General features: G+C 59.1%; 4 protein-coding genes. All 4 read left to right on the top strand.

Annotated elements, in window-relative coordinates; translation table 11 throughout:
* Positions 1 to 156: 156 nt before the first annotated feature.
* Positions 157 to 906, top strand: a complete 750-nt coding sequence (locus LN415_08920) for a winged helix-turn-helix transcriptional regulator (protein MCJ2557208.1) — start codon at positions 157 to 159, stop codon at positions 904 to 906.
* On the top strand, positions 878 to 1,348 hold the full coding sequence (locus tag LN415_08915) for a hypothetical protein (GenBank protein MCJ2557207.1): 471 nt from the start codon (positions 878 to 880) through the stop codon (positions 1,346 to 1,348). Before LN415_08920 ends, LN415_08915 begins: the two co-directional genes overlap by 29 nt.
* 488 nt (positions 1,349 to 1,836) lie before the next feature.
* Complete coding sequence (locus tag LN415_08910) at positions 1,837 to 2,550, top strand: hypothetical protein (protein MCJ2557206.1); 714 nt, start codon at positions 1,837 to 1,839, stop codon at positions 2,548 to 2,550.
* 2 nt (positions 2,551 to 2,552) lie between these two features.
* Complete coding sequence (locus LN415_08905) at positions 2,553 to 9,623, top strand: FG-GAP-like repeat-containing protein (protein MCJ2557205.1); 7,071 nt, start codon at positions 2,553 to 2,555, stop codon at positions 9,621 to 9,623.
* Positions 9,624 to 9,625: the final 2 nt, after the last annotated feature.

Raw genomic sequence — 9,625 nt, 5'->3', positions numbered from 1 at the left:
AATCCCCCAGGAGAAGACCGCCAAGCTATCAGGAAAGGCTCTCACGAACATATACCGCACGGTGGACACGCTCCTCAAGGAGGACTCCTGGGACGTGGATCCAGAGAGAGTGATCGAGCTCATACTTCAGGAGTACGATCTTTGGTAGGGAGAGGGATGCCTAGAAAGATGGGAGAGGCCCTGAAGGAGATCGTTGGCGAGGGCGCGGACGAGAAGGGGGAGAAGAAGCGGCGCCCGGTCTCGGTGCTCATGAACCCGAACCGCCTGCGGATATTCCAGTTCCTGTGCGACTTCCCGTGCAGCCACCAGAAGAGGATAGCGAGCGGTCTGGAGCTGAGCAACCCGACCGTGAGGTGGCACATCCAGAAGCTCATCCTCAGCGGGTACGTGAAGGGCAAGGTCGTGAGCGGGAGAACGATCTACTACCCCGCAGAGATGATCTCGGGCGACAGGGCCATCGAGGCGTTCTACTGGATGGGGGACAGGGATGTCAATCTCCTCTTCAGGGCCGTCCTGGAACGGCAGGGGTCCACCATCGAGGACCTGACCGCCGCGCTGGACGGCGGGAGGAGCAAGGCCCGGTCCGGCCTGGCGACGCTCGAACGGCTGGGGATGATCGTCCCGGTGATAGACGGGCGGTTCAAGCGGTACTTCCCCACGGACGAGGTATCGAGCATCGAGAGCCAGAACAGGAAGAGGCTGAGGCAGTTCAAGCGGTTCCTGATGAAGAAGCTCGAGGGCGACAGGTTAAGTCCCGAGGTGCACATGTCGAGGTCCCGCGAGGCCGAGATACATGTCATGATCGGCGGGAGGCGCACGAGCCTGAAGATCCCGCCTGAGCCCCTGACGAGCGTGATAACGTCATTCGGTGAGTCCGATGAAAGCGGCAAGGAGATCGAAGACTGATTCCATTCTCAACTACCTGGTCGACAGGGCGAATCGGCCGGTAGGCCTTTCGGAGATGTCGTCCGACCTCGGGTTCGACGGCAAGATCGTGGCGACCATCGCGAGCAGGCTGGTATCGCGGGGATACGTCAAGAAGGTCAGGCGCGGCGTGTACATGTACGAGGAGAAGGCGACCGTGAGCAGCGGAGAGGTCGAGGTGATATGCGACTCTCTCGCTGCATCGACGGAGAGGACCATGGGGCGTTCGCTGACGAAGAAGCTGGGGATCTCCCGCCCCGCCGAAGGCTGCGACAGCTTTGAGGACCTGGAGAGCTTCGTCCTCCGTCTGAGAGGAGCGATGGGGACGAGGGCCGCCGACGACCTCCTGAGCGTTGTGATTCAGAGGGAACTCCCGCCAAAGCGCGGCGAGAGCCTGATGAGAATACTCGGGGTCGAGTCCTGAGCCGCCTTGTCCGCACGATCTCCTACGACTATCGATTCTCTGGTGTTTCTCCGTATTTCCTCTGGTGTTTCTCCGGGATTCCTCCGAGATTCCTCCGAGATTCCTCCGGGACTACTCCGGGATTCCTCCGAGATACCTCCGAGATACCTCCGTAGTTTCTCCGTTCCCGCCCGCGCAGTGGGGTATGATGCCTTTTCGGAACGCTTAAGTGGGGTCTTCCCGGGGATTCCTTCGCTTTCACTTCGCTTTGACCTCGCTCTCACTTCGCTTATCCTTCGCTGTTTCTTCGCTCGGGCTATGCTGTTTCTTCGCTTGTCCTTCGCTTTTCTCGGCTCATCCTCTTCTTTGACCGCGAGCCCGACCCGCGAATGACTGCCCGCGAACTCACTTCCGTGGGCCCTTCCACAGGAAATGTAGGGTGCCAAAACGTTCTAATACTCCGAGGCAATATCTATTCAACAGTTTGTTGAAAATGGGGAGGTCTGGGTATGGATAGAGTTCCCACGGCAATCGAGGGCTTTGACATCCTTGTGGATGGGGGATTCCCGCGAAACAGCGTCAACATAGTCTCTGGACCATCGGGTTCGGCAAAGAGCCTGTTCTGTCTGCACTTCGTGTTCAACGGCGTGGAGGAGTTCTCCGAGCCCAGCATATACGTCTCCTACGAGGAATCCGCGCGCACCCTCAGGGAGACCCTGAGGAACTTCGGCATGAGGCCGGAAGGACCGGAGTCGAAGGGCGCCCTGAGCTTCATCGACATGGGGGAGATGAGGAAGCTGAGCCAGGGGGACGAGTTCCTGGACTTCGATTCCCTCGAGTCCATGCTCACAGGCCTGATCGACGCGACAGGTGCGAAGCGCCTCGTGGTTGATTCGCTGGCGGTCCTCGGCCTGCACTATGACAACCTGAACGATTTCAGGCGGGAGCTCTTCCAGTTCGGCAGGTTCCTGAGCGAGAAGGAGATAACCTCGATACTCGTCACCGAGGCGGGCGAGGAGGGCAGGCTCACGAGGTTCGGCATCGAGCAGTTCATCGCTGACTCGTTCATCTATCTGGGCCTGGACAACGTGAAGGGCGAGCTCAGGAGAACGATAGTCGTCCGCAAGATGAGGCTGACGAATCACGATATTTGCGTTCATCCGTTTCTGATAACGAACAAGGGAATGAAGGTCTCCAGTGACGTGAAGGTTGAAGGGGTATAGACATGGTGTCCATGGGAGTCAAGGGGTTTGAGCTGCTCTTGCCAGAAGGGATTGGCGAGAGGACGGCGGTCGTCCTCCAGGGGGCGGCGGGAGACGAGAAAGATCTTTTCGCGTACCAGTTCCTCGCCGAGGGGCTGAAGGCATACGAGGGCGTCATGGTCGTCCTCAGCAAGATATCTCCCGCCGAGTTCCGGGAGGAGATGAAGAAACACGGGGTCGAATGCGAGGCCCACGAGGAGGAAGGTTCCCTCGTCATCGTGGACTGGTATTCATACAAGAAGGGGAGGACGGACGGTGTTCAGATCGAGGGCGCGGTCTTCAGATCCTCCCAGAGCCTGCTGAACCTCGAGATCGCGATAACAGATGCGACGAAGAGACTCGCCCCATATCCGAAGAGGAGGGCGGTCCTCGACGTCCTGTCCCCGTCGATGAAGATGTTCGGTTCGAACGAGGTCTACACGTTCGCCCAGAAGCTTCGCACGAGGTTGCGGACGGAGAACATCGCCTCACTGCTCATCCTGGAGAAGGGCATGCATCCGGACGATATCGTCCAGAGCATCCATCAGTCCTTCGACGGTGTGATCGATTTCGCCAGGGAGAGGAAGGAGGACAGGGTCGAGAGGAGAATCGGGCTGCTCTTCGTCAGGGGAATCTCGTACGAGCCGAAATACACCGGCTACCGACTCGTTGACGGCAGGATCGTCGTGGCTGAGTCGGCCGAGACGGAAGAGGACAGAGTAGTGAAGATGCTCAAGAGGCAGGAGGAGCTTCTGGCCAAGGACCCGAGCAACGCGATGATATGGTTCTCGAGAGGCTCCCTGTTCGCCGACATAGGCGAGTTCGAGAAGGGTCTGGAGTGCTTCGACAAGGTCCTTGAGCTCGATCGGGACCATATGGGCGCGTGGAACGGCAGGGCATACGCCCTCTCCCAGCTCGGCAGGACGGAAGATGCGACGGAGTCCTACAAGAACGCGCTCGTGCTCGTCGCCAAGCAGGTCGATAAGGATCACTACGAGAGACTGACGTCCAAGGAGGGAATAGAGAAGGCTGAGCCTGAGAAGATCGAGCCTGAGAAGGTGGAGGCTGAGAAGGTAGCGGCCGAGAAGGTCGAGGCTGAGGTGCCAGAGATCAAGAAGCGTATATGCCCGCTGTGCGGGGCGCAGGCCTTCGCGACCGCCGAGAAATGCCCGGAGTGCGGAACCGACTTCGCCAGATTCGAGGGGAAACGCGAGGACGAGGGTATCCTCGACTACCTAGCATCGATGGGCGAGGAGGAAGGCATAACCGATGAGGGTGTCGATGATCTGCTGAGAAGGAAGAGGGACCGGACAGTGGAGGGAAAGGCCGCCGAAGCCCGCATCGGAAAAGGCGCCGGCCTGACTAATGGTCTTCCCCGCAAAAGGGTCGCGAAGGGACTGGTGAACGGTCTTGGGCGGGTGAACGGCTTGGTCAACGGGCTCGCGAACGCCAAGTCCGGTCTCACGAACGGCCTTACCAACGGGAGCGGCTTCACGAATGGCCTGGGGTCGGGGCGGTTCGTAAGGGAAAGCAGGAGGAGCAAATGGAAGGTCTACATCGTTCCCCTCATAGCAATCGTCCTGCTGAGCACCGCATTCCTCATGCCCGAGAGCCCCGGACCGAGGGTCTTCGGGGTCGACGGCTACTTCGAGGACTGGGGCGACGATGCAATCCTGTACTCCCGCTCGTCTGGTGTAAACCCGAACGTGGACATCAACGCCACTGGCGTGGAGACGGATGAGTCGGCGTTCTACGTCTTCCTGTACTTGCAGGTCGAGCCCGGGAATCAGGTTCTCGCGGGCGATCTCCAGAGCAAGATGGGGGACTTCCTGAGGGTGTTCATCGACTCCGACGGTAGCGACGAGACGGGATACGCGGTCGCCGGGACGGGCGCGGACTGCCTGGTCCAGGTCGTTGGCCGGGACGAGGGTCAGGGCTCTGTGGCGAGGATACATGCCGTGTACAGATACATAGGTCAGGATCAGACCGACTGGAATGCCTGGGAGCATGAGAGCTCCGCGCTTGTGGCCCTCGGCAAGGGCGAGGACGCCAACAAGATCGAGATCGCCATTCCCAAGAGCGTTCTCCCGGACCCAGATACGGCCCTCTACGTCTTCCAGATGGAGGACTGGAGCGGTGACGTGGACTTCGCCGACTACCGAATGGCTGGCGCGAAGGGCATAATGCACATCACGCAGGAGAGCTCGGACCAGGAGGTCATTGAGACCCAGACCCCGGAGACCGTTCTTATGCTAGGATTGAAGAAGGTCGGATACAAGTCCGACGCCTCGGGCGCTCTCACGCTCGAGACGGTGAGAGGGTTACTCCTGGGGACGCTGCCAGCGTCCGAGGTCCAGTCCATCACGCTTGACACGACCGATGGGTCGGGAGGGCCGTGGACCGGCTCCGTGAGCGGGAACGGGCTTGTGGTATTCCAGAACATCGGCCATTCCTTCGCGCCGGGGGCGAAGACGGACTTTACTGTCGACGTTATGCTCGAGAGCTCCGCCCCAAGCGGTGCCACTGTGGGCTTCAGGATAGTGTCCCCCGATGACGTTATGATATCGGCGGGCGCAACCACGCTGGAGTCAGTGCCGACGGACCACGATCTTTCGTACGTGAGCTCCGTCCCGTCCAGGTACGTCGTGGACGGCGGGTTCTCGGACTGGACTAACGTCATGACCGATGGTCCCAACGAGCTCTCGACCGGCGGGTACGAGAACGTGGACATAAGGCAGTACGATCTTAACTCCACCCAGGACGACGCCTTCTTCTACGTGAGGGTCGGCGGGCGCATGCTCGAGGGGACGTTCACCCCGCAGCAGGGGAAGTACTTGCCGGACCCGGTCGCTCCGAGGCCGGATTCGGACAGGGACTCCATCCCCGACGATGAGGATGACTACCCGCTCGACTTCGACAATGACGGTACGCCCGACATCGCGGAGGGAGGCGATGTGGACAATGACGGCGAGAACGAGTGGCCAGGCGGAAGCGATTACTGGATCGAGACGACGGCACAGGGCCGGGACATCCGCATCTACGTCGGTCCGAGCATCCCACCGCCCGTCCTGAGGGGCGAGGACACCGTGAGGATATACATCGACTCTGACGACGACGCCATGACCGGCTACTTCGTGGGAAGCATCGGCGCCGACCATCTCGTGGAGGTGGCGGGCAAGAACGGCGAGCCGCTCGTGGACCGAAGCATCTTCAGACAGCACATGGGCGGCCCCGGCAGCTGGCAGTGGGTGACGCTGGACGCTGCGAACGTCGCGCTGGACCTGCAGAACATGGAGGTTTCCATCGACATTGCCGGACTGGGCTTCCAACAGGATTTCCCCGCCTTTTTCGAGGTGACGGGCTGGGCGGACAGGAAGGACGATGCGGTCGGCACGAGGTCCTTGACAAGAGGAGACTACGGCGGTTACGACGCACGATTCAGTGGGGACTACACGGCCTTCCTTGCCCCCAGGTCATCCTCGCAAATCTTGGGGAAACTGGAGTACAAGGGCGAATCCATCCTCTGGGCTCTCCCACCAGAAATCAGAGCCAGTGGGGAGGAATCGTTCACCCTTGCGCTCTTGAAAGACGTCGAACTCCGGACTCAGGGCAATAGAGCAGAATACGGAGATTCGTTTGACGGCCTGGACGTCTCGGTGGCGTACAGCTTCTTCGATTCGATGATGAAGGAGGAATTCCTAGTGAACGAGGAAATGAATCTCGATTGGTCTCGAATTGAGTATCTGGAGTTCCCCGTACCCTTGACCGTGACCGATGGTCTCAGGATACGCCCCCTACAAGTTGAAGCGCCAACGTTGTCCTCAATGGATTCCCTGCCTGCTGTGATAAACAGTGAGAAGAGCTTCAGGACGTCTTCGGGCGTGGGATTCTTCACCGAATCGAGCATGCCCTTCTATTCCCCACGACCCTTCGCTCTCGATGCGTCAGGAAGGATGGCAGATTGCGAATACTCATATGAATCGAAGGATTCCGTCCTTTCTGTGCTCTGTCCAGCATCCTGGTTCGAGCATGCCAGCTACCCGGTGGCGATAGACCCCACAGTCGTTCTGGAGAACAACGGGCAAGATGAGACACTAGGATTCAACATCACGACTGGAGACTTCAACGGGGACAATGCCATGGATTTTGCCGTTGGAGCTCCTGGCAACGCGATGAGACGATCCTCTGACACGGGTGCTGTCTTCCTCTTCTTCGGCGGCTCGACGGTCGACGATTCCTACGATCTGATGTTCCTCGGACCCTCGGGTAGCGTGCGGTTCGGCGCTGCGGTCGCGTCTGGAGATGTCAACAACGATGGATACGATGAGCTAATTGTGGGCGATCCGGGATATTCGAGCGATACAGGCAGAGCCCATCTGTACTATGGTGCCAGTTCGATGGACACGACGGCTGACAAGACCTTCACTGCCCCAGACTCAGACGGGGAGTTCGGATTCGCCATTGACACGGGCGACCTCAACAGTCCCACGGACGCCTATGACGACGTCGTCATCACTGCACCCCAGTACAATTCGAGCGACGGGCGGGCGTATGCCTATTTCGGCGCGACCGGAACCACAATGGACACGAACAACGATGGCGTCTTGGATCCTCCATCTGGCAATCAGAATGGGACGTTCGGTTGGTCTGTAACGGTTGGTGAATTCAATGAGGGGGGAGGAGCTGATGATGATGCCATCATTGGTGAACCATTGTACAACGGTACGAACGACTACGAGGGCAGGATATACGTCTTCTACGGTGATTCGGGCTCCAGTTTCGATGGGACCGCCGATCTGACGGGTAGCCCTGACTCAAGCTTCGGGGACGGGAGATTCGGATATTCGACGGACATGGGAGACACCGACTCAGACGGTGATGAGGACCTGTTCGTGGGAGCGCCCTTCTCGGAGAACGGTGGCTACACGAACTGTGGGATGATCTATGCGATAGAGGCGGGACAAGGCAACGCAGCTTTCGACAACTGGATCAGAATCAATGCTGACAACTACTTCATCGGAATAGCGGTGGTCATGGGCGACGTGGACGGAAGTGGATCGGGCGAAATGGATGTGATAGGGGGAGCCAGAGAGAACACCAACGACATCGGGCACATGTGGCTGATGGAGGACGGATTCGCTGGGTCGAACTACGACATCGGGGGAACAAGCAACGGCGACCGGTTCTCCTTCGCGGTTGCGGCAGGAGACGTCAACAATGACGGGACATACGATGACGTGATAGTTGGTGCTCCGGGCTACGACGCGGGGGCGGGCGACGGTGCCGTCTTCGTCTACTACGGATCCGCAGCTTTCGATACAACCGTGGACCTCAGCCTATTCTCATCCCAGGACGAGAGGTTTGGATACTCCCTCACGGGTGGTGACTTCAATGACGACGGGTATGATGACCTTGCAGTGGGCGCCCCGTACTACAATGATGGCGATGGGGCGGTCTACATCTACTTCGGGTCATCCTCCGGGATCTCGGACCACTCACCACCTGGTGTCATCTACCACGCGCTGAGCTCCGGCGAGAACTTCGGATGGAACATCACCACAGGAGACTTCGACGGTGACGGGTACGACGATCTCCTCGTCGGTGCACCATCGAATGATGAGTCTTCAGCAAATGGCGGCAGGGCCTACGCATTCTACGGTGGCGACGGAACTGACATGGATGGGGACGGCGTCGATGTGGACATCGAGAGCGTGACGAACGGAGAGCAATTCGGTTGGACAGTTGCGGCGGGCAACGTGGACGGGAGCAGCAATGACGATGCCATCGTCGGGGCGCCCACGTACAGTACCGACCAAGGGCGAGTATACGTGTACTCGACACTCACAGCGCCCACGGAGGACACGCCAGATGCCTCGTTGCAGAGGGGGGACAGCGAGAGGTTCGGATCATCTGTCGCGGTGATGAACTACGATGAGGATAGCTTCGAGGATGTGCTCGTGGGGGCACCACTTAATGATTCTGACAGTCACACGGACAAGGGCGTGGCGTTCGTCTACAGAGGTGCCACGGACATGGACGCATGGTTCCCAGTGCCCGGACAGGGAGGGAACATAACGACCTATGAGAAACACTTCGTGGGGGACAACACGAACCAGGTCATTGACAATCTTACGAGTGACAACGAAGTCTACTACAAGGTCATCGGAGACGGAACGAGATGGATGTGGATAGTAAACTTCGACACAACAGGAATGAGTGGACCGATAACAGGCGTCATGCTGTATGTTCAATACAAGACGGAAGCTGGTTACTCCGAAACAGAGCCGATCGAGATCCACAACGGCTCAAACTGGGTGGACACGGGGATAGTCCCAAGTAACCAGGGATCCGACTACAACGACTCCGCCGACATATATGCTCTCGGCGTTGACTCTTGGAGCAAGATCAGTGGACTCGATTTCAGATTCATTAACCCATCCGCCAACAAGGATGTGGATTTCGACTACATGGCCGTCAGCGTCTCTGTGTCGGAGGGCGAGGATGCCAACATCACCCTCAAGGGACAGAACCAGGGAGACTACACAGGACTCTCAGTCACAGCTGGCGACTTCGACGGCGACTCGAGCTACGCTGACGATGCCGTTGTCGGAGCGCCAGGATACTATCAGGCAACCAATGACACAGGGGCAGTCTATGTCTACTCCGGAACCAGCATCCGTGGGCTCAGCGGCGACGGGACGCTTTCCACGCCCGACAAGATAGTCATCGGACCGGGAAGCACGGATGCCAAGTTCGGCTGGTCCATTGCGAGCGCCAACCTTAACGGGGACACGTACGACGACCTGATCGTGGGGGCGCCTTACAACGGCTCTTCCGATGATGACGGTGCCGTGTACGCCTACCTCGGCCCCTCTTCAGGGTTCAGCCTTCCCGACTACACAAGGGACGGCGAGGAGAACGAGCTCTTCGGCTTCGACGTCGTCGGGTCGAAGACGGCCCGTTGGCGCCCGTTCGACCGCTCCGAGCGCATCCACACCTACGTCGCGAACCGCCTGCTCTTCACGAAGACGGCGCGCGGGCTGCTGCCGCGCTGAAA

Source organism: Candidatus Thermoplasmatota archaeon, assembly GCA_022848865.1.
Lineage (GTDB): Archaea > Thermoplasmatota > Thermoplasmata > RBG-16-68-12 > JAGMCJ01 > JAGMCJ01.
The sequence above is the reverse complement of the archived record's forward strand: the minus strand, read 5'-3'. Positions and strand labels throughout refer to the sequence as shown.

What these genes read in the sequence shown, in the direction of transcription:
- LN415_08905 (MCJ2557205.1), top strand. Translation starts at nt 2,553, where the DNA reads ATGGTGTCCATGGGAGTCAAGGGGTTTGAGCTGCTCTTGCCAGAAGGG.
- LN415_08915 (MCJ2557207.1), top strand. Translation starts at nt 878, where the DNA reads ATGAAAGCGGCAAGGAGATCGAAGACTGATTCCATTCTCAACTACCTG.
- LN415_08920 (MCJ2557208.1), top strand. Translation starts at nt 157, where the DNA reads ATGCCTAGAAAGATGGGAGAGGCCCTGAAGGAGATCGTTGGCGAGGGC.
- LN415_08910 (MCJ2557206.1), top strand. Translation starts at nt 1,837, where the DNA reads ATGGATAGAGTTCCCACGGCAATCGAGGGCTTTGACATCCTTGTGGAT.